The organism is Kribbella sp. NPDC051137, assembly GCF_040682535.1.
Taxonomy (GTDB): domain Bacteria; phylum Actinomycetota; class Actinomycetes; order Propionibacteriales; family Kribbellaceae; genus Kribbella; species Kribbella karoonensis.
In genome coordinates this window covers 15,894-35,562 of sequence record NZ_JBFBBI010000010.1, presented here as the reverse complement: position 1 = coordinate 35,562, position 19,669 = coordinate 15,894, and the positions used below count along the sequence as shown (strand labels likewise).

Sequence of the window (19,669 nt, the reverse complement as noted above, 5' to 3'; positions counted from 1 at the left end):
TCACAGATCCTTTCCGGCGTACACCTGCACGCCGCGGTGGAAGACGTGCCGCCGAGGTGTACGCCGGGCGATCGCCTCGGCGGAGCACGTCGCGGGCGTGAGGAAGAAGCTCGCCTGATCGCCGGCGGCCGGCCAGCCGCGGGTACGGTCGGCCCGCCAGCGGCCGGCCTCGCCCGCTCCGTAGTGCAGGGTCTGCGCGATGCCCCACTCGTCGTACGCGCCGAGGCGCTGGGCGAGGATCCACAGCTGTTCGACCAGGTCGCCCGGCCCGAACGGCGTCAGGATGTCCATGATGCTGTCGCTGCCCAGGCGGACGTCGACGCCGGCCTCGGCCAAGGCGGCGAACGGCAGCAACGGGCCGCTGACGCCGACCGTCGTACCGACGCTCACCCGAGCAGCGGCCAACCGTTCGGCCAGCACCCGGACCGTGTCCGGCGACGCCCCGGACAGCGCATTCGCGTTGCTCAAGGCAACCTTTCCCTGCCAGCCCGTCGCCTCGACGAAGTGCAGGATCTTCGAGATCTCGTACAGCCCGAGACTGCCCCCGTCGTGCAGATGGAAGTCGATCCCGGCGCCGTGCTCCACGGCCAGCCCGAACGTCACGTCGAGCGCCTTCGCCACATCCCCCTCGATCCGTGCCGGATCGATACCGCCGACGACGGTCGCACCGAGCCCGAGCGCCTCCTCCAGCAACGGCACGACCGTGCCGTCCCGGTGCCCGTGCTGCGGGTAGGCGATCACCGTCCAGTCGACGTCCGCGCGGGACCGCAGTACGTCGAGAAGCCGCTCGACGTTCCGGGTCCCGACGATGTGGTCGACGTTGCAGTGCGCCGCCACCTCGGTGGTACCGCGGGAGATCAGCAGGTCCAGGATCGCGTTGCTGCGCACAGGGATCTGCTCCGACATCTCGGGCAGCAGCCGCTCCTCCTCCGCCAGCCACGACCGCCCGGGGATCGGCGCCCGCCACGGCCCGCCGTAGAACGTCTTGTCGAGGTGGATGTGCATGTCCCGCATCGCCGGCATCAACAACATCCCGCCCGCGTCGAACACCGGCCGCCCATCCGCCGGCACACGCTCACCACGCCGTACGTCGACGATCACCCCGCCCTCGATCCGCACGGCGCTGCTGTCGACCTGGGTCTCGTACACCCCGTCGGCCCGCTGGACGACCGCCGCCTCCAGGCTGACCCGGTCGAGCCACCAATCCTCAGATTTTGTATTCATTTCACCCCTGCGCGCTCGGCATAGCCGGTCTTCAGGGACAAAATGTATACATTTTGCCGGTTGAAGGATAGAGTTGAGGAGTGCCGGTCAGGCCTCCGGGCGGCTCTCCCGAAGCATCTGGAGCGCCGGCTCGCGGCCCGACTCGATGTGGGCGAGCATGATCGACTCGGCCAGCAGTTCGTTGCCGTCAGCAATCGCCTGGGTGACGGTGCGGTGCTCGGGGCTCGGGCTCGTCGGGTCGCTGCGGATCGAGAGGTAGAACATCCACACCAGGCGCCCAGCGACCGCGGCCATCAGCGACGACATCAAGGCGTTGCCGGTCGCGGCCACGACCTCCTGATGGAAGTCCGCATTCGCCTGGGCGACCGCGAGCGCGTCACCGGCGCGGATCTGCGCCTCCGACTCCTCCAGCCGCTCCCACAACCGGTCGAGCTCGGCCTTCCCGTCCGCCGCCCGCCGCGCCGCCAACCGGGCGGCCTGGCCCTCGAGCGCGATCCGTACGTCGAACACGTGGTGCACGGCCTCGTCGGTCCACCGACTGACGACGACGCCACGCCGGGGAAAGCTCTGGATGAAACCCTCGACCTCGAGCTGCGGCAACGCCTCACGCAACGGAATCCGGGACACGCCCAACTCCGCGGCCAGACTCTGCTCGGTCAGCCGCTGCCCCTGGGAGTACACGCCCGTGATGACGCCGCGCCGCAACTCCTCATAGAGCCGCGACGACAACCGCGGCCCGGACGTCTGCTTCACCCCGTCATCCTTACCTCGAACACCGACACCAGACTAGGCCAACCACTGGACAATGGGTTGGTCAACCAATCGGGGTGATCGGGCGTCTCAAGCCTGGAGTGGGAATCATGGGGAGGGGTCCGATGGGGGCTGCGCGGGTGCTGGGGGTCGGCGCGTTGGTGTTGACTTTGGTGACCGGTTGTCAGGGGGCGGCGAACAAGGCGTCGACCGAAGAACCGACACCGACTCCTGGCGGTACGACGAGCCGGCCGGTGAAGGGCGCTGAGGTCGGGTGGCGGATTCCGGGCAAGTTGGTGGCCAAGCCGATGGAGTTGTCCGGGTATGCCGATCATGTGAGTGTCCGCAGCGGTGAGCCGTTCCGGCTGTTCGCGACCTCGGCCGGGCATCCGTTCACGGTGCGCGCCTTCCGGATCGGGTGGTACGGCGGGGCCGGCGCGAAGCTGATCTGGACCTCGCCGGAGCTCCCGGGGAGGAAGCAGCCGCAGCCGATCCTGACCAAGGAGCGGATGGTCACCGCGATCAACTGGTCACCGACGACGACCGTGCAGACCAAGGGCTGGCCGGCCGGCAGCTACCTGTTGTTGCTCCGGGCATCGACCGGCCGGGAGAACTACGTACCGATCGTGATCCGGTCGGACTCGGCGCGTGGTGCGGTGCTGATCGTCGCCGGGGTCAACACCGACGAGGCCTACAACGGCTGGGGCGGGTACAACCTGTACGGCGGACCGGCCAAGCACTCGCACGATCGGCGCTCGCTGATGGTCACCTTCGACCGCCCGTACGCCTACAACCCGGCGCGCGGCGTACTCCACGACAACCTGCCACTGGTCCAACTGGCAGAGCGCAGCGGCGTACGGCTCGCGTACGCGACCAGCGTGGACCTCCAGGCCGACCCCGGGCTGCTCGCCGGCGCCCGCGCGATCGTCTTCGGCGGCCACGACGAGTACTGGTCGCTGCCGATGCGCGCCGCGGTCACGAAGGCGCGGGACGCCGGGACGAACCTGGCCTTCCTCGGCGCGAACTCGATCTACCGGCGGATCCGGTACGCCGCCGATCCGCACGGACCGAACCGGATCATCGTCGACTACAAGGACGCGGGCCTGGACCCGATCCACAACGCGCCCGACACCACGGTGAACTGGCGGCAGAACCCGTTCCCGGACCCGGAGAACAGCCTCGTCGGCATGCTGTACGAGTGCTTCCCGGCCACCGGCTCGTTCACGGTCCGCGACCCGAAGTTCTTCCTGTTCGCGGGCACCGGCGCCAAGGCGGGATCGGCGTACCCGGGGCTCGTCGGCAACGAGGCCGACCGGGCGTACCCGCTCAAGGGGACGTCGGCGAACCTGCAGGTGGTGGCGCACTCGCCGACGACCTGCGCGAAGCGGCACACGTTCTCGGACTCGACGTACTACACCGTGAAGTCGGGCGCCGGCGTGTTCGCCACCGGGTCGATCGAGTGGGTCCGCGCGCTGCAGGGCCCGGACCCGAAGTACGGCGTCGTGCCGGTGTCGGTGGCGTTCGCCCAGAAGGTGACGCTGAACCTCTTCGCCGCCTTGGCTGCCGGACCGATGGGCCGGACGCATCCCGCCGTCGGCAACCTGGCGAGCGTGCGCGACCTTCCCACGACCTCCACCGGCACCGGCGGCCCGATCGGCAAGACCCCGGGTCCCGGCAGCGACTGACCTGCCTAGGCGGTTGCGCGGTGGGCGAGTTGGTCGACCAGCCAGGGGAACGCCGTCGCGAACGCCGGTCCCGCGAACTGCCAGGTGTGCGTCCCCGGTGAGATCTCGACCAAGGACCTGATCCCGACGGCTGCCGCCGCCCTGGACAGCTCCTGCGCCTCGTGCTGGTGACGGACCTCCTCGGTGCTGGTCAGGAACACCCCGGTCACGTTCGTGTAGCGGCCGTGCGCGCGCATCACCCGGAGCGCCTCGTTGGCGTGCTCCGCGGCGACGTTCCCGCCGTACAGGTCCTTGAGAGTCTGCGCCGGAGTCCCGGTGTACGGCGTGAGATCGCCGGAGATGTCGACGAAGTGGTTGAACACGTGCGGGTACTCGACCACCAGGTCCAGCGCGCACGTCCCGCCCATCGAGAACCCGCCGACCGCCCACTGCTGCGGGTTCCGCGAGGCGCCGAAGGTCTTCTCGACGTACTGCGGGATGTCCTTCGCCAGGTGGTCGGCGGCGTTGCCCCGCGGACCGTTCACGCACTCGGTGTCGTTGTCGAAACGCCCGGTCGCGTCGGCGAAGACCAGGATCGGCGCGTATCCCCGATGCAGGTGCGCGTAGTCGTCGGACATGCGGACCGCGTCGCCGAGCCGCACCCAGTCCCCCGGGCCGCCGCGCTCACCGCCGATCAACTCGACCACCGGCAAGACGGGCCGTCGGTGCCCGACGAACCAGATCGGCGGCAGATACACCAGCTCCTGCCGGTGCTCGAAATGGCTGTACGTCGCCGGAACGGTCACCTCGACCAGCTTCCCCGCCGCCGGGACGTTCGCCGTACCCGCAGCGTGCACCGCACCTGGCAACGACGTCTGCCCCGGTAACGGCTTGTGTGTCCAGTCGTCGAGCGCCGCACCGAGCGTCGGGTAGTAGCCGACGAACTGGTTGATCCCGTTCGCACAGGCGAACGCCGCCAGCAACACAGCCGCTACGCCTGCACCGCGCCGCCACCACCGCGCAGTACGCCACCCCACGACCAGCACCAGGAACGCCCCCGCGGTGACCGCCAGCCAGAACCACACCGAGAACGACACCGGATCCACCTGCCGAACCGCCGTCGCCCCCGGGTACGCCGCCAGAAACCCCAGCACCACCGTCACCGCGACAAGCACCGGCAAGACCCGCCACCGCCACCGCCGATCCCGCCACCCGACCGCAACCACCAGAACCCCACCGGCGACAACCTGCACCACCACCGGAAACCAACCCCGCAACAACGACCACCCCGCCACGCTCTCGAGCGTAGCCCCGCCGGGAAGGCGCACGCGTCACATTTGGGCCCGCTATCTCGTCTTACTTGCTGCCCAGAGATGGAAGCAACGACAAGGAGCATTGTGAGCAGAATCGTCAAACGGCTCGCCACCACGGCCCTGGCCGCCGCAGTCGCGTTCATAGGGATCACCGTGTTGGGCGTCAGTCCGGCGAGCGCCACGACTGCGTGCCACACCAACACCAGGAACGTCAGCCTGCCCGGGAAACCGGACGTCAAATTCACTGTCCAGCTCTGCGTCAGCGGATCGGGCACCTATCGCCATGCTCAGGCCTACTTCAGCTGGTCCGGCAGCTACGGCCTCATCGGTGGAACGCGATTCAACATGGTCTGGCTGGACGTTCGGCTCGAACGGTACGACGCGGAGAAGACCTATGCGAGCAGCTACTACACGGCGTCCGTCGACGCCCAGTACTCAGGCAGTGTGAGCATTGGGGCGACCGAGACCGGGAGCCTCCCCTCAGGCGGCTGGACCGCCGACGGCACCCTTCAGTACGACGTGACCGACGACGGCAATTCGCCGTACACCTGGGAGCTGTACGGCTCCCCCGTCATCAGCTGACCTGCCGTTGGCCGCGGGCCACGATCGCACCCGCGGCCAACATCAGGAAGTCCGTCAGTGGCTGATCAGGTCGAGGACGGCGATCATGATCTTGTTGCCGTCGGGGCGGACGTTGGCCATGGTGGTGAGGAGTTGCCGGGGGCCGGCCAGTTCGGTGGCGCCCCAGAAGCCCTTGCCGGGCAGGAATGCCTGGGGATCGCCGAACTCGCGGGCGTCGCGGTCGCCGAGGCGGAGGTACTGGCGTGAGCCCTGGTTGTAGGACAGGACGGTCTCGCCGGACGGGAAACGCGCGAGGTACGGGGCGGCGCCGAGGAAGAGGTTGCTCTGCCGGTCGGCCGGTCCCGGTTCGTCCATGCCCAGTGCGTCCGGCCAGTTCCGCGCGGTGTAGGCCAGGGAGATCATGTAGTCGCCGTTGGCCAGATGGGACTCCATCGCGAGCGCGATCCGGCCGTGCGGATGGGTCTGCAGCGCGCTGGGCATCTGGTCGGTGAACATCTTGACGCCGGCGTCGGTGGTACGGGTGTACTGCTGCGCGACCCGGTCGGCGGCGTACGGGTAATCGGTGACGTTGGGCGTCCACGTACGGCCGCGATCGTGTGAGCGGATGATCGCGACTCCGGTCGAGCCTGTCACGTTCTCGACCACCCGCTTCGGTGCCGAATGGGTGAAGTACACCTGGACCTCACCGGTGTCGGTCTGGTGGATGAACGGCTCCCAGTTCGCCCCGACGTAGATCACCTGCTCGGGCCCCCAGGTACGGCCGTTGTCGGTACTGCGGCGCATCATCAGCCCGTCGAGCTTCATGTTGGTGCTGAAGCCCTTGTTCGCCCGGAACGAGGACACGGCGAGGATGTCGCCGTTGTCCAGCACCCGGGCGTCCGCGCTGGAGTAGCACCGGTCGTCGGCCCCGTCGAGGATCTTGCGCGTCGCGAACAGCAACTGCGGCGCGGCCCAGTGCTTCAGGTCGCGACTGGTCGTCCAGTAGATGCTCCACGCCTGCTGCGAGGTTTGATAGAAGAGGATGAAGCGCCCGTCCCGCATCCGCTTGATCCGCGCGTAGTGGGCGGTCTGGGTGTTGAGGAAATCGGCGTCCAGTTCAACGTACGTCGTTGTGTCCAGCTCCAGCGCTACCCCCCGACGGGGAGCCCCGGCCGCCCGTGCTGGTACAGGCGAACCGGCGACGAGCGATGCACCGATGGCTGCGACAGAACCCGCAAGGACGTGTCGACGGGCGATCCCGCGTTCGAATGACGGCATCTCTGACTCCTTGGATCGAAGGTGAGGTCTCAGCGGCGGAAACGAGCGACGTACGAGTGACCCGCCGAGCCGGTCATGTCGACGGTCAGCGACACCGAACTCCCATGAGTCAAGGCGTGGACCTTCGCGTCACCGCCGACGTACTGCCGAGCCGGAACGCCCACCTGCACGGTGACGTTGCCGGTCAGCAGTTGTGTCGGATCGGAGACGGCCACACTGAGCACGCCGCGGTAGTCGCTGACGACAACGGACGCGGTGCGGTCGACGGAGATGCCGCCGGCCGGCGGCGCGCCGGGCACCCAGAAGTTCGCCATCGTCAGTCCCAGGTCGCGGCGCCTCGCGGCGTGGACCGCCGGCGTGTTCGCCAGCACCTCGACCGCGCCGCGCCGGGCGAACTGCTCCGTAGCAGTCCGCGACGCCGCCGGGAGTTGCACGTAGGCATAGTGTGCGTCGGCCGGATCGGTGCCGTGGTCGATCCACATCGTCACGAAGCGGCGCGTGTAGAGCGTGGGGTCCTCGTACACGCCGCGAAGGTCCATGTCGGTCCAGCGACCGGACCGCTCCTCACGGAGAACGTCGACCTCGGTCGGCTCCGGGAAGACGTACCCGCCGACCTTGTCGAGGTGTGCCCAACCCATGCGCCTGTTGGTCGCGCCGGCGTCAACCGCGCGCCCGTCGACGGTCAACCGAGCAGTACCGGACGCGCCGAAGTTCCTGTTCTCGACGACGGTCTCGACGCCGTACCCGTCGGTGCTGGAGATGCCCGAGCCCAGGCAGACCACCGCATCGTCCATGCAGAACCACGACTTGTTGCCGCGCAGCGTCTGCCCCTTCGGGTTCAGCTGCATGCCCACGGCGGCCCGATCGTCGAGCACCGCACCGCCGGCCCACTCGTTGAACGTGTACCGGCTGACGCCACTCGGCAGCGTACGAAGATCCCTTGTGACACCGGGGATCCGGTACTTGTCGGCCGTCGGCCAGTACATGTCGCCCCAATGCCCGACCTGCTCCGGCACGTAGACGTAGACCGCACCTTCGCCGGTGTACCAGCCCTGCTCGTTCTCCTTGTTCGCGGTTTCGAACGAGTAGATGGCGTGCCGATCCATCGCGATGCCGTAGGCGAAACCAGGTCGCCGGTGGACCGCGCGTGCCATCGACGTGGCGACCCTGGTCGTGACCAGATCGCCGGCGGCCGGAATCGAACTGTCGGCCAGTACGGCGCGAGCCGCTGCGATCGACGGTGTCCGGACCTGCTCGATCGGGATCGGGTCGTAGACGAAGAACGGCTGGAACGTGTCCTCGGTCAGGTACGACTTGATCCGCGACTTCAGTTCCAGCGCCTGTTCGGGCGGGAACGCCTGCGCCAGTTGCAGCAGGGTGGCGGTGGTGAGCCGGCCGATGCGGTGGTCGGTCTCGTAGAACCGCGACAACGCTCGCCCGCGGGTCATGTCCATGAACGCCCCGTCGTACATCCAGGGCAGGTAGTTGTCCTGGACCCAGCTGATCACCCGGTCGATCGCCTCGGGGCTGAACGCCCAGGCCGTCCCGCGGGCCGCGACCAGCCCGTAGGTCAGGTATTGCAGCAGCGAGACGCCGTAGCTGCCGTTGTACGAGTAGTGCACATGCTGGACGAAACCGCCGTCGGTGTAGAAGCCGTCACCGGCGCTCGAGTACGGAAACATGCCTGCCCAGGCGGACTTGGCGAGGCTCATCGTGGCCGCGTCCCGGCTCAATGCCCCACGCATCAGCGTGACCGCCGAGGTCCAGTTCAGGTTCGCGCTGGTGGCCTTGCCGGACCCGATGACGTGCGGATCGGGCTCGTAGCGTGCGATCGCCGCCATGGCGGTCGCGATCTGCGCCGCCGACAGGTCGTCGTACATCAGGACGCAGAAGTCGTTCAGCGCCAGCGGGATGCCGATCTGCCAGTCCCACCAGCCGCCGTAGATGGCGGTCACCCCGTACTTCTCGGCGAGGAACCAGTCGAACGCCGAGATCAGGTCCGCGGTCAACCGGACGTCGCCGGACAGCGCGGAGCCTGGGGTTTTCAGAGCGAGCGCCAGTTGCCGCAACCTGCCGATGTTGTTGCGCTGGACCGCGGGGATCGTGCTGCTGTCCAGGTCCGCCCACAAGAAGGAGCGCGTGGCGGAGGTGTTCATCGTGCGCCACAGCTCCGCCGCGACGGCCGCGGAGTCCCGGACGTACCGGGCGACCACCGGGTCACTGTTGTCCGGGGCAACCAATGTCCCGAGCCACTGGCGCCGCACGAGGTCGAAGTCGGTGTCCGGCGCGGCGGCCGCCGAACCGGCGGCGAGTCCGGCGGCGGCCGGCACCAGGGCAGCGCCGCGGAGGAGGCTTCGCCGGGAGATTCCCGGCACGGACAAGGGGTCGGTCATGACGCACCTCGAGTAGTCGACGGTCATCGGTCGAGCCGTCATGCAACCCCTGTGCCAGGCAGTTCGTCAAGAAGATAATACCTATTATCACGACTCTCGATATTTTTCGAGAGCGAATTAAAAATACGCCCTTGACAAATTATTCGAGGCAGTGCGAATCTCGTGGCTCCACGAGAAGCCGAACGATGGGTTTGCGATGGAGCACAGACGACGGCGGTCCTTCGGGCAGCGCCTGCTGCGGGACTATCCGGTGCTGCTGCTCGCGATCCCGGGGATGCTGGTCATCCTCGCGTTCCAGTACTACCCGCTGTTCGGCAACGTCATCGCGTTCCAGGACTTCCAGCCGTACCTCGGGATCGGCAAGAGTCTGTGGAACGGCGTACAGAACTTCGCGGTGGTCGTCAACGGCGACCCGGAGTTCCTGACCGCGGTGAAGAACACGCTGATCCTGACGCTGATCCAGACGGTGATCGTGTTCCCGGCGCCGATCGTGGTCGCCGTCACCCTGCACACCCTGCTGTCGAACAGACTGCGCCAGCTCGTGCAGTCGATCCTCTACCTTCCGCACTTCATGTCCTGGGTGATCGTGGTGGCGATCTTCCAGCAGGTGCTGGGCGGCACAGGCATGATCAACAACTGGCTGCGCGGGCACGGCCTGGACCCGGTGCACGTCATCGGCAACGCCGAGCCGTTTCGCGCGCTGCTCACCTCGCAGGTGATGTGGAAGGACACCGGCTGGGCGACGATCCTCTTCCTGGCCGTGCTGTCCCAGATCGACCGGTCGCTCTACGAGGCTTCCGCCGTCGACGGATCGAGCCGCCGGCAGCAGATCATGCACATCACACTGCCGGGCCTGCGGCCGATCATCGTCCTGCTGCTCATCCTCAAGCTCGGTGACTCGCTGTCGGTCGGCTTCGAGCAGATCATCCTGCAGCAACCCGCGGTCGGTACCGAGGCGAGCGAGGTGCTGGACACCTACGTCTACAACAACGGCATCCTCGGCGGCGCCTGGGGAGTCGCGGCCGCCGTCGGACTCGTGAAAGGCCTCATCGGCCTCGCGCTCGTCCTGGCCGCCAACAAGATCGCCCACCGGCTCGGCGAGGAAGGAATCTACCGCGGATGACGACGACCCTGACCGCCGCGAGGTCCTCGGACGACGCTCCTTCGAGGCCGCGCCGGCACGCCGTGATCGACGGCATGCCACGACCCGGCATGCCGGAACGGGTCGTGAAGGGGATCTTCCTGACCGTTATCAGCGCCCTGGTGGTGCTCCCGTTCGTGTCGGTGATCTCGACCAGCCTCGCGACCCCTCGCGAAGTGACCCAGGCCGGCGGGTTCGTCCTCTTTCCCAAGCACGGCATCGACCTGTCGGCGTACCGGTCGATCTTCGCGGGCGGTACCGTCACGCAGGCGCTGATGGTCAGCGGTTTCATCACTCTCGTCGGCACCGCGATCTCGCTGGTCCTGACCTGCACCCTCGGTTGGGCACTCAGCCGGCGCGGAACGCTGGGCAACAAGGCGCTGCTGATGCTGGTCCTGGTCAGCCTGCTGTTCAATCCGGGGCTCATCCCCACCTATCTGGTCGTCCAGCAGTTCGGTCTGCTGAACAGCCTGTGGTCGGTGATCCTGCCGACCTGCGTCAGCGCGTTCAACGTCATCGTCGTGCGCTCCTTCTTCGCCGGGTTGCCGGCCGAGATCCTCGATGCCGCCCGGGTCGACGGCGCGTCCGAGTGGAAGATGTTCCGGCACATCGGGCTTCCGCTGTCCAAGGCCGTGGTCGCCGTGGTCGGGCTGTTCTACGGGGTCGGCTACTGGAACAGCTTCTTCAGCGCACTGCTCTACCTGAACGACTCCGCCAAGTGGCCGTTGCAGCTGGTACTGCGGACGTACGTCGTGAACGGGGTCGAACTCGGCGGCCAGGACCTCGGCATCGGAGCCGAATCCGTCCCACCGCAGACGACGATCCAGATGGCGATCCTGATGATCTCGGTCGTCCCGATCCTCTGCGTCTATCCGTTCATCCAGCGGCATTTCGCCAAGGGCGTCCTGACCGGCGCCGTCAAGGGCTGACCGCCCACACCTCCGTCTCTGTGGAAGGACCGGAAGACCATGCCGAAGTTCGATTCCCAGCCGTTGTCCCGGCGGACCCTGCTCGGCGCCGGCGCGGCACTCGGGTTGTCAGCGACCTTGCCGGGCTGCTCCAACACCGGGCGCGGCGGAGCCTCCGGGTCCAACGACTCCGCCGCGAAGGCGAAGGTCCTGCCGACGTACACGCGGTACGGCGGCGTCAAGGCCGACCTGTCCGGAGCGCAGTACGGCATCCCCGACGCGTTCGTCCACTACCCGGCCGACCCCGTACAGGCGGTCAAGGAGCCGCCGGGCGACGGCAAGCCGATCGCGGTGATGACCAGTACGAACACGCCGATCCCGCCGAAGCTCGAGCAGAACGCGTTCTGGCAGCAGTTCAACAAGCAGGTCGGGTCGCCGGTCCAGCTGAACCTCACTCCGTCGGTCGACTACGACCAGAAGTTCGCGACGGCCGTTGCCGGCGGCACCCTCGGGGACATCTTCTCGATCGGCAACGTGCCGCAGAAGCCGCAGATGCTCGCGGCCAAGGCCGTCGACCTGACGCCGTACCTGTCCGGCGACAAGATCAACAAGTACCCGTACCTGGCCAACCTGCCCACCACCAGCTGGAACGCGACGATCTTCGACGGCAAGGTCTACGGCGTCCCGATCCCCCGTGGCGCGATCAGCTCCGAGGTGCTGTACGCACGCAAGGACATCCTGGACGCGCAAGGTCTCCCGGCCGAGCTGAAGAGCGCCGACGACTTCGTCCAGCTCTGCAAGGCGTTGACCGACAAACACAAGAACCGGTTCGCGATGGCCGACCTGCCCACCGGGTACGTCCGCAACATGTTCGGCATCGCGAACACCTGGAAGGAGGCGGACGGCAAGCTGGTCAGCAGTTTCGAGGACCCGGCCCAGCAGGAAGCGCTGGCGCTGGTCCAGAAGCTGTGGAAGTCGGGCTACATCCACCCCGACGCGTTCACCAGTCAGAACCAGGACCGGAAGACGCGGTTCGGCAACGGCACCGGGCCGCTGGTGCAGGCCACGTTCAGCGGCTGGCCGACGTACCTGCAGACGATGGACGAGGAGGCGGAGATCGCGATCATCCCGCCACCGGCGCACGACGGGTCCGGCACCGGCCACACTTGGTTGGGTGCGCCAACGCTGTCGGTGACCGCCGTCAGCAAGTCGGCCGAGGACCGGGTGGAGACGATGCTGGCGTATCTGAACTACCTGGCCGCTCCGTTCGGCACGATCGAGTACCTGTTCCGGAAGTATGGCATCAAAGGCATCGACTACCAGGTCCGCGACGGCGATCCGGTACTGACGAAGAAGGGCTTCAGCGAGACGCAGCTCGCCCTGCAGTACCAGGCCGACGGGCCGTGGGCGATCTTCCTGCCGGAGCGGAAGGGCAGCGCCGAGACCTGTTTCAACGCGATGAAGGAGGTCTGCCCCGACGCACTCGCCAACCCCGTCGACGGCATGTACTCCGAGACCGCCAGCCGCAAGGGCGGTCAGCTCAACCGTGACATCAGCGCGGTGTCCGACGACATCATCCAGGGCCGGAAACCTGTTTCGGACTGGGCGCAGGCGGTCAAGAAGTGGAAGAGCGCCGGCGGCGACAAGATCGCCGAAGAGCTGTACACGCAGTACAAGTCGTCCCGCTGACCTTTCCCCAGGAGGAACCTTCGCCATGCGGCGACCGAACATCGTCTACTTCCACACGCACGACACCGGGAGATACATCGAGCCGTACGGCGCACCGGTACGGACGCCGAGGTTGCAAGCGTTCGCGGAGGAGTCCGTGGTGTTCCGGAACGCGCACTCGGTCGCGCCGACCTGCTCGCCGAGCCGGGCCGGACTGCTGACAGGCCAGTGGGCGCACAGCGCCGGAATGCTGGGCCTCGCTCATCGCGGACACCGCTTGAAGGACTATGACCGGCACCTGGTGCACACCCTGCACCGGCACGGGTACACGTCCGCGCTGGTCGGCGTACAGCACGAGGCTAGCGGGCCTGGCGCGGCGACACAGACCATCGGATATCAGGAGGAGCTGCCGACTGCGGACCAGTTGGCACCGGCTCGCCGGGACGCGGCGGTGAGCTACTTGCGGCGGCGCCACGACCAGCCGTTCTTCCTCTCGGTGGGTCTGCTCGAAACGCACACGATGAAGGGCGCCGAGTGGCTTTTCGGGCATCCCGGCGGTGACGAGCGGTGGACCGCTCCGGCTCCGACGATGCCGAACGCGTCCGCCACCCGGGGTGACATGGCGTCCTTCCACGCGGCTGTTGCGCAGGTGGACCAGACACTCGGCGCGGTCCTGGACACGCTGCGGGAGGAAGGCCTGGCCGACAACACCGTCGTACTGGTGACGACCGATCACGGGCTGGCGATGCCCGGGATGAAATGCACGCTCGGCGCGACCGGGACCGGCGTGATGATGATGCTGCGCGCGCCCGGGCTGCCGGGCGGTCTCGGGGTCGATTCGCTGGTCAGCCAGGTCGACGTGTTCCCGACGCTGTGCGAGCTGGCCGGCATCGAGCCGCCGTCGTGGTTGCAAGGGCATTCGCTGTTGCCGACGCTCGAGGGGCGGCCGGTTCGGAAGGAGACGTTCGCCGAGATCACGTACCACGCTGCCTATCAACCGCAGCGGGCGATCCGGACCGACCGATGGCTGTACGTCCAGGCGTTCGACGACCAGGACCGGCCGAACCTCGACAACGTGGACGCCTCGGGCAGCAAGACCCTGTGGACGGAGGCCGGCTGGGCGGACCAGCCGGTGCCGGGCGTGCGGCTGCACGACCTGATGTTCGACCCGCACGAACTCCGCAACCTGGCGGGCGACCCGGCCGTGGCGACGGTCCAGGCCGGACTCGCCCGGCGCCTCGACAGCTGGATGCGCGAGACCGACGATCCACTGCTCCGTGGACCGGTGCCACCTCCGGCACCGGCCTGACCCGCTTAGTATTGAGCAGTGGCTTCCGGGGCGGTACGGACTGAGCTCATGGTGCGTCAGCGGAACGCGACGGCCTCGGCGATCATGCGCGCGATCGTCCGTCAGGGGCCGGTCGGCCGCAAGGAACTCGCGGCGGCCACCGGCGTCACCTTCACGACGATCACGAAGACCGTCACCGAACTGATCGAGCTCGGGGCGCTGATCGAGGCGGCACGGCTGACGCCCAAGGGGGCCGGCCGTCCCGTCGTACCGCTGGACGTACCCGACAAGCAACGGCTGGTCGTCGGCGCCCATCTGCACCCGGAAAGCAATTCGTGTGGAGCGTTCACCCTGCGGGGCGAGCGGATCGCCTGGCGGACCGCCGCGGCCAAGGGCCGCAACCACCATGAGCGGATCGAAGAGGCGGCGCGACTCGTCGAGGACGTGGTCAACGAGGCCGGCGTCGCGGCCGTGCTCGGAGTCGGCGTGACCACACCTTGGGCCGAGGTCTTCCACCGGCAACCTCCCCCGCTGGTGGCGGACGTCGACGGCGACGAACTGCGCGCCGGTCTTCAGGAACGGCTCCCACTCCCGGTGCGGGTGGAGCCCAACGTCCGCGCGATGGCCGTCGAGCACTACTGGTGGGGCGGCGCCGGGGACGACGTACTCACGGTGCTCGTCGGGCGATCGATCCGGGTGGCGCAGATGCGCGGCGGCGAACTGGTCTGGGACCGACCGGATGCCGGCGGACTGGTGTCGCACCTCGTCGTACCGGGATCCGAGTACCCCTGTGACTGCGGGCAGGTCGGCTGCGTCAAGGCGACCTGCACCGACGATGCGTTGCTGCAGCGCGCCGTCGACACCGGGCTGCTCCCGGAAGGCGCCTTGCAGCGCGACCTGTACCCGGACGAGGACACGAAGGGACTTCGGCAGCTCCGGGAGGCCCGGGCGCAGGATCTCGGCCGGGTGATCCCGCTGATCATGAGCCTGGTCGCACCGGCCGAGACCACCATCCGCGGCCGGATGGGTACGCCCGAGGAGATCGCGACCTGCGTCGACGCGATCCGCGACCGGTACCGCGAACTCGTCGGCCGCGAAGCGAGCGTCCGCTACTACGAGGACCAGCACCGCGCCTTCAACTGGCCCCAGGCCTCCGCAGCCCTCGCCCTGGACCATTACCTCGCCGCACCCCTCGAACACGAACTGGACCGCGCCACCCGGACGAGTTGACCGCTGTAGCTAGGCTCCCTCGTCATGGAACTCCAGGGACTGCCGGCCGCCGCCTCGTGGATCCACACAGGCGCCCGCCGCGGCTTCGAGGTGCTGTTCACGGCCCCCGGTCGCCTGCGAGGTCGTACGACGGCACGCGAGAACGACTCGACCTGGTCCGTCGGCTACGACATCACCGTCGCCGCCGACTGGGCGACCACCGCAGTCCGTGCGATGAACTCAACAGCTGCCGGCGACCGGGAGACGGTGCTCGAGCGACATGGCCACACCTGGACCGTCGACGGCTCCCCACGACCGGACCTCGACGGCTGCCTCGACGTGGATTTCGAGTCGTCGGCGGTCACGAACACACTCCCGGTACACAGGCTGACCTTCGTCGCAGGCTCACCACTCGACGTCCCGGCCGCTTTCGTCCGCGCCGACGACCTCAGTGTGGAGCGCCTGGAGCAGCGCTACACGCTGCTGCGATCCTCCGCCGAGCAGTACGTGTTCCACTACGAGTCGCCCACCTTCGACTTCGGGTGCACCCTGACGTTCGACACCTCAGGCCTCGTCCTCGAGTACCCAGACATCGCAACCCGAGACCACTAGCCCCGATCGTCGTCGTGGTTTATGGCTGGTGACGTGGGGCACCCGCAAGGAATGGATGCCACCGTCACGCTGATCGTTGATGGGGCCACGCATCGGATTCCCGTTGACACCCGTACGACGTTGCTGGACGCCCTGCGTGAGCGTTTGGGGAACATCTCGCCGAAGAAGGGCTGCGACCACGGCCAGTGCGGCTCATGCACGGTGCTGCTCGACGGACGCCGGCACCTGACGTGCCTCGCCCTTGCGCTGTCGTACGAAGGTGCCACGGTGACGACCGCGGCCGGACTCGCCGCGGACGGGCTGCATCCGATGCAGCGGGCATTCGTGGCACACGACGGCTACCAGTGCGGGTACTGCACTCCGGGCCAGGTGTGCTCCGCCGTCGGCATGCTCGACGAGGCCGCACGCGGTCAACCCAGTTACGTGACCGACGACCTCACCGTGCCGACGTCCCTCGAGACGCTGACCGACAGCGAGATCCGCGAGCGGATGAGCGGCAACCTCTGCCGCTGCGGTGCGTACGTCGGCATCCTGGCCGCCGTCCGTGAGGTGGCGGGAACATGAAGCAGCTGGAATACGTACGGCCGACGGATGCGGCGCATGCGGTGGCAGCGGTATCGGACAACCCCCGAGCCGCGTTCCTTGCCGGCGGCACCAATCTGGTCGACCATCTCAAGCTCGGCGTCGCAACGCCGGAGGTGCTGGTCGACATCCGGCATCTGGGACTCGACATGATCGAGGACAACACCGACGGCTTACGAGTGGGCGCGAACGTACTCAACAGCGACCTTGCCGCTCATCCGCGGGTCCGGGCCGAGTGGCCGGCCGTTGCTCGGGCTCTGCTCGCCGGTGCCTCCGGACAGATCCGGAACCAGGCGACCACCGCCGGAAACCTGCTGCAACGCACGCGCTGTGTCTACTTCCAGGACGTCACCACCCCGTGCAACAAGCGCCGGCCGGGGACTGGTTGCTCGGCGGCGGAGGGCTACGGCCGCTACAACGCGATCCTCGGCACCAGCCTGTCCTGCGTCGCCGTTCACCCATCGGACCTGGCAGTGGCCTTGGCCGCACTCGATGCCGTCGTTGTCGTCCTGGGCAGGGGCGGTGAACGCCGAGTACCAATCGCGGACCTTCACCGGTTGCCCGGCAACGAGCCGGACCGCGACACGAGCCTGGACCATGGCGATCTGATCACAGGCGTGGAGCTGCCGGCGAGCGCGGTCGGCCGTACATCGACGTACGTCAAGGTGCGGGACCGGGCGTCGTACGCGTTCGCGCTCGTGTCCGTCGCGGCCGGAATCGACCTCGACGCGGACACCGTACGGGACGTCCGGATCGCCTGGGGCGGTGTCGCACACAAGCCGTGGCGGGCCACCCGGTCCGAGGACGTTCTGCGCGGGCAGCAGCTGACCGAAGCGGCCGTCCGCGATGCCGCTGAGGCCGAGCTCGCCGACGCCTCGACCGCCACCGGAGCCGGCTACAAGGTCGCGATGGTGCGGAACGCGACCATGCTCGCGTTTCGCCGGCTGGTTCCGGAGGTACTCCGATGACGAACCCGCCGGAAGTCCATCCTGAGCCGCTCAGGGCGCGCCTGATGGGCACGGCACTCGAACGGGTCGACGCAGCCGAAAAGGTCACCGGACTAGCGACGTACGCCGTCGAGCACCCAGTCGAGGCGCCGCTCTGGGCATGGCTGGTGCAGTCCACGGTCGCACGCGGCCGCGTCGCTGTCGATGCGACCGAAGCACTCGACCATCCCGGTGTCGTCGCGGTCCTCGACCACACGAATGCCCCGAAGCTCGAGGACACCAGCAACGGCGAGCTCGCCATTCTGCAGGACGACCGGATCGCCTTCCGGGGGCAGATCGTCGCGGTCGTGCTGGCGAACTCCTCCGAGGCCGCGCGCGAGGGTGCGCGCCTGGTCCGCATCGAGCAGGACGCCGAGGACGCCGAGGTCGAGCTGCGTGCCGACAACGCGACATACCGCCCGGACAAGGTGAATCCGGCGTCCGAGACCGACACCGACCAAGGAGACGTCGACGCAGCGCTCGCGTCGGCGGAGGTCGTGATCGATCAGACGTACCGAACCGCCTACGAGCACAACAACCCGCTCGAGCCACACGCCACCGAAGCCCGGTGGTACAGCGACGACAGCGGCGACGGACTGATGCTGCACGACTCCACCCAGGGCGTGCACAGCGTTGCGAAGGCCCTCGCCCCGATGCTCGGGCTCGAGCAGGAGCGGGTGCGGGTTTCGGCTCCGTACGTCGGTGGCGGCTTCGGCAGCAAGGGCGAGCCGCATGCGCACGTGATGGCAGCGGCACTTGCGGCCCGTACTGCCCAGGGACGGGCGGTACGGCTGGCAGTGACTCGGCAGCAGATGTTCGCGCTGACTGGCTACCGTACGGCGACCATCTCGCACGTCCGGCTGGGCGCGGATCGTGAGGGCAGACTGACCGCGATCGAGCATCAGGTGCAGGAGCAGACCTCACGGCTGCGCGAGTTCGCGGAGCAGACCGCCGTACCGACCCGGATGATGTACGCCGCACCGAACCGCCGTACCGGGCACCGGCTGGCCGTCCTCGACGTCGCGGTGCCGTCCTGGATGCGGGCGCCGGGCGAGGAGCCGGGCATGTTCGCCGGCGAGGTCGCGATGGACGAGCTTGCCGAGGCGTGCGGCCTGGACCCGATCGAGGTGCGCCGGCGCAACGAACCGAGCGTGGATCCCGAGACCGGTAGGCCGTTCGACAACCGGAGGTTGCTGGAGTGTCTCGACCGCGGTGCCGAGCGGTTCGGCTGGTCGGACAGGCCACGTGAAGCCCGTCGCGTCACGGACGGCGAGTGGCGGGTGGGCACGGGCGTTGCCTCGTCGACGTATCCGGCGTACATCCAGTCCGGAAACGCAGCTCGGGTCGAGACGTTGCCCGACGGCCGGTACGCGGTCTCGATCGGGTCGGTCGACATCGGTACGGGAGCGCGGACGGCGCTGACCCAGATCGCCGCCGACGCCCTCGGCGTCGACGCGGAACGCATCGAGCTCCGGATGGCGGACTCTTCCTTGCCGCCGGCGAGCGTGGCGGGCGGTTCGTCCGGCACCAGCTCGTGGGGCTCGGCGATCGCGGCCGCGGCGCAGCAGTTTCGATCGGATCATGGTGACGAGCCTGCCGCCGGTCTCCGGTCGGAAGCCGCTCCGGTCCGCGGAGCTGAGGCGGATCAGTTCGCGTTCCACTCGTTCGGTGCCGTCTTCGCCGAGGTGCGCGTCCACCGGTACACCGGCGAGGTGCGGGTTCCGCGGCTGCTGGGTGTGTACTCGGTCGGCCGGATCATCAATCCGACGACCGCACGCTCCCAGTTCCTCGGCGGACTGGTGATGGGCATGTCGGCGGCGCTCTTCGAGGAGTCCGTACGAGATCCGCGGTTCGGTCATGTCGTGACGCAAGATCTCGCGACCTATCACGTCGCCGCCCACGCCGACGTCGCCGGAGTCGAAGCCGACTGGCTCGAGGAGGAGACTCCGGCGTTCACCCCGATGGGGTCACGCGGCATCGGAGAGATCGGGATCGTCGGCACCGCGGCAGCGGTCGCGAACGCCGCCAGTCATGCAACCGGCATCAGGGTCCGCAGCATCCCGCTGACCGCGGACCGATTCCTGCCTTAGCT

The 19,669-nt window shown here is 68.1% G+C and carries 16 protein-coding genes; 11 read left to right on the top strand and 5 right to left on the bottom strand.

Going from position 1 to position 19,669, the window contains the following annotated elements; genetic code table 11:
• Both AB0M51_RS41445 and AB0M51_RS41440 read right to left on the bottom strand, forming a co-directional pair.
• Positions 1-1,224: an amidohydrolase family protein gene (locus tag AB0M51_RS41445; RefSeq protein WP_363754341.1), complete on the bottom strand. Its 1,224-nt coding sequence runs from the start codon at positions 1,222-1,224 to the stop codon at positions 1-3.
• Positions 1,225-1,311: 87 nt separating this feature from the next.
• A complete protein-coding gene (locus AB0M51_RS41440; protein WP_363754338.1) occupies positions 1,312-1,977 on the bottom strand; it encodes a GntR family transcriptional regulator in 666 nt (221 codons plus the stop codon).
• Between the two features lie 122 nt (positions 1,978-2,099).
• On the opposite strand from AB0M51_RS41440, the gene AB0M51_RS41435 reads away from it, so the two are divergent.
• Positions 2,100-3,659, top strand: coding sequence for a N,N-dimethylformamidase beta subunit family domain-containing protein (locus AB0M51_RS41435; protein WP_363754335.1), 1,560 nt, complete (start codon positions 2,100-2,102; stop codon positions 3,657-3,659).
• 5 nt (positions 3,660-3,664) lie between these two features.
• On the opposite strand, the gene AB0M51_RS41430 is transcribed toward AB0M51_RS41435, so the two are convergent.
• A complete protein-coding gene (locus AB0M51_RS41430) occupies positions 3,665-4,894 on the bottom strand; it encodes an alpha/beta hydrolase-fold protein (protein ID WP_344199814.1) in 1,230 nt (409 codons plus the stop codon).
• A 141-nt stretch (positions 4,895-5,035) separates the two neighbouring features.
• Between AB0M51_RS41430 and AB0M51_RS41425 the strand changes: the two genes are divergently transcribed.
• On the top strand, positions 5,036-5,533 hold the full coding sequence (locus AB0M51_RS41425) for a hypothetical protein (protein WP_344199817.1): 498 nt from the start codon (positions 5,036-5,038) through the stop codon (positions 5,531-5,533).
• A gap of 54 nt (positions 5,534-5,587) precedes the next feature.
• Here the strand turns inward: AB0M51_RS41425 and AB0M51_RS41420 are convergent, their stop codons facing one another.
• Entirely contained in the window at positions 5,588-6,790 is a 1,203-nt protein-coding gene (locus AB0M51_RS41420) for a sialidase family protein (RefSeq protein WP_344199820.1), read from the bottom strand.
• Between the two features lie 29 nt (positions 6,791-6,819).
• The gene (locus AB0M51_RS41415; RefSeq protein ID WP_344199823.1) at positions 6,820-9,183 is read right to left on the bottom strand and encodes a polysaccharide lyase 8 family protein; all 2,364 of its coding nucleotides are present in this window, start codon (positions 9,181-9,183) and stop codon (positions 6,820-6,822) included.
• A gap of 196 nt (positions 9,184-9,379) precedes the next feature.
• On the opposite strand from AB0M51_RS41415, the gene AB0M51_RS41410 reads away from it, so the two are divergent.
• Genes AB0M51_RS41410 through AB0M51_RS41370 form a run of 9 tightly spaced genes read left to right on the top strand, consistent with a single transcriptional unit; the run spans position 9,380 to position 19,667 of the window.
• Entirely contained in the window at positions 9,380-10,306 is a 927-nt protein-coding gene (locus AB0M51_RS41410) for an ABC transporter permease subunit (RefSeq protein WP_344199826.1), read from the top strand.
• Positions 10,303-11,253, top strand: coding sequence for a carbohydrate ABC transporter permease (locus AB0M51_RS41405; protein ID WP_344199829.1), 951 nt, complete (start codon positions 10,303-10,305; stop codon positions 11,251-11,253). Before AB0M51_RS41410 ends, AB0M51_RS41405 begins: the two co-directional genes overlap by 4 nt.
• Positions 11,254-11,292: 39 nt before the next feature.
• The gene (locus AB0M51_RS41400) at positions 11,293-12,921 is read left to right on the top strand and encodes an extracellular solute-binding protein (RefSeq protein ID WP_344199832.1); all 1,629 of its coding nucleotides are present in this window, start codon (positions 11,293-11,295) and stop codon (positions 12,919-12,921) included.
• Positions 12,922-12,946: 25 nt separating this feature from the next.
• Entirely contained in the window at positions 12,947-14,209 is a 1,263-nt protein-coding gene (locus AB0M51_RS41395) for a sulfatase (protein WP_344199835.1), read from the top strand.
• Positions 14,210-14,257: 48 nt separating this feature from the next.
• Positions 14,258-15,418 carry an ROK family protein gene (locus AB0M51_RS41390; protein WP_344199838.1) on the top strand — a complete coding sequence of 387 codons (1,161 nt, stop codon included), beginning with the start codon at positions 14,258-14,260 and terminating at the stop codon, positions 15,416-15,418.
• A gap of 24 nt (positions 15,419-15,442) precedes the next feature.
• Entirely contained in the window at positions 15,443-16,009 is a 567-nt protein-coding gene (locus AB0M51_RS41385) for a putative glycolipid-binding domain-containing protein (RefSeq protein WP_344199841.1), read from the top strand.
• Positions 16,010-16,060: 51 nt separating this feature from the next.
• Entirely contained in the window at positions 16,061-16,573 is a 513-nt protein-coding gene (locus tag AB0M51_RS41380) for a 2Fe-2S iron-sulfur cluster-binding protein (protein ID WP_344199844.1), read from the top strand.
• On the top strand, positions 16,570-17,559 hold the full coding sequence (locus AB0M51_RS41375; protein WP_344199847.1) for a xanthine dehydrogenase family protein subunit M: 990 nt from the start codon (positions 16,570-16,572) through the stop codon (positions 17,557-17,559). Before AB0M51_RS41380 ends, AB0M51_RS41375 begins: the two co-directional genes overlap by 4 nt.
• Positions 17,556-19,667, top strand: a complete 2,112-nt coding sequence (locus tag AB0M51_RS41370; protein ID WP_344199850.1) for a xanthine dehydrogenase family protein molybdopterin-binding subunit — start codon at positions 17,556-17,558, stop codon at positions 19,665-19,667. Before AB0M51_RS41375 ends, AB0M51_RS41370 begins: the two co-directional genes overlap by 4 nt.
• The last annotated feature ends 2 nt before the right edge of the window (positions 19,668-19,669 follow it).

Bases quoted from the DNA above. Each gene is read 5' to 3' on its own strand.
- AB0M51_RS41380 (WP_344199844.1), top strand. From the start codon at position 16,061: ATGGATGCCACCGTCACGCTGATCGTTGATGGGGCCACGCATCGGATT.
- AB0M51_RS41400 (WP_344199832.1), top strand. From the start codon at position 11,293: ATGCCGAAGTTCGATTCCCAGCCGTTGTCCCGGCGGACCCTGCTCGGC.
- AB0M51_RS41420 (WP_344199820.1), bottom strand. From the start codon at position 6,790: ATGCCGTCATTCGAACGCGGGATCGCCCGTCGACACGTCCTTGCGGGT.
- AB0M51_RS41395 (WP_344199835.1), top strand. From the start codon at position 12,947: ATGCGGCGACCGAACATCGTCTACTTCCACACGCACGACACCGGGAGA.
- AB0M51_RS41405 (WP_344199829.1), top strand. From the start codon at position 10,303: ATGACGACGACCCTGACCGCCGCGAGGTCCTCGGACGACGCTCCTTCG.
- AB0M51_RS41445 (WP_363754341.1), bottom strand. From the start codon at position 1,224: ATGAATACAAAATCTGAGGATTGGTGGCTCGACCGGGTCAGCCTGGAG.
- AB0M51_RS41385 (WP_344199841.1), top strand. From the start codon at position 15,443: ATGGAACTCCAGGGACTGCCGGCCGCCGCCTCGTGGATCCACACAGGC.
- AB0M51_RS41415 (WP_344199823.1), bottom strand. From the start codon at position 9,183: ATGACCGACCCCTTGTCCGTGCCGGGAATCTCCCGGCGAAGCCTCCTC.
- AB0M51_RS41435 (WP_363754335.1), top strand. From the start codon at position 2,100: ATGGGGGCTGCGCGGGTGCTGGGGGTCGGCGCGTTGGTGTTGACTTTG.
- AB0M51_RS41370 (WP_344199850.1), top strand. From the start codon at position 17,556: ATGACGAACCCGCCGGAAGTCCATCCTGAGCCGCTCAGGGCGCGCCTG.
- AB0M51_RS41410 (WP_344199826.1), top strand. From the start codon at position 9,380: ATGGAGCACAGACGACGGCGGTCCTTCGGGCAGCGCCTGCTGCGGGAC.
- AB0M51_RS41390 (WP_344199838.1), top strand. From the start codon at position 14,258: ATGGTGCGTCAGCGGAACGCGACGGCCTCGGCGATCATGCGCGCGATC.
- AB0M51_RS41375 (WP_344199847.1), top strand. From the start codon at position 16,570: ATGAAGCAGCTGGAATACGTACGGCCGACGGATGCGGCGCATGCGGTG.